Source organism: Monashia sp. HAY1-2A, assembly GCF_056755315.1.
Window position 1 is genome coordinate 1 of the sequence record NZ_JBNDHY010000329.1, and the last position, 462, is coordinate 462.

At 64.3% G+C, this 462-nt stretch carries 1 protein-coding gene; it reads right to left on the reverse strand.

The features are described from left to right. Positions 1-123: 123 nt before the first annotated feature. The coding region (locus ACPYOM_RS22150; protein WP_481347612.1) for a YybH family protein at positions 124-462 on the reverse strand (339 nt) is incomplete at its 5' end.

A 462-nucleotide genomic window follows, 5' to 3' on the forward strand; every position in this document is an offset into this window, starting at 1 on the left:
TGCCGCGGATGGCGCGTTCGATCGTCCGGGTTGAGGGCGTCGGTCTCATCCCGTCCTCGGTCGCCAGGAGCGGGCTGGCCAGTCAAGAAGGCGCAACGGGTGGAGGCTGGGAAACCGTCGGCCTTAATCGCGAGCGGTGAAGGAGTGGTGCTCGTGAAGGACTGTCCAGTGATCGCCCACCTTGCGCAGCCCCACAGTAAGGCGTAGACGTCGGTCCGGGATGGCCGCAAGCTCCTCAGGAGTCCCGCACCGAAGCAAGCCGTATGCGAATGCCACGTCTGGGCCGGCAACAACCTCCAACGACAAGAGATCGAAGGTGGCCCTCTCCTGCCACTTAAAGAACCCCGGCCACGTCTGCTCGTATGCGGCCAACCCGCGTACCCCATCCTCGGGTGGCGGGACGTCGTACATCACGATTTCCGGAGCGTGATGCGCCAGGACAGCCTCTAAATCGCCCTCGTG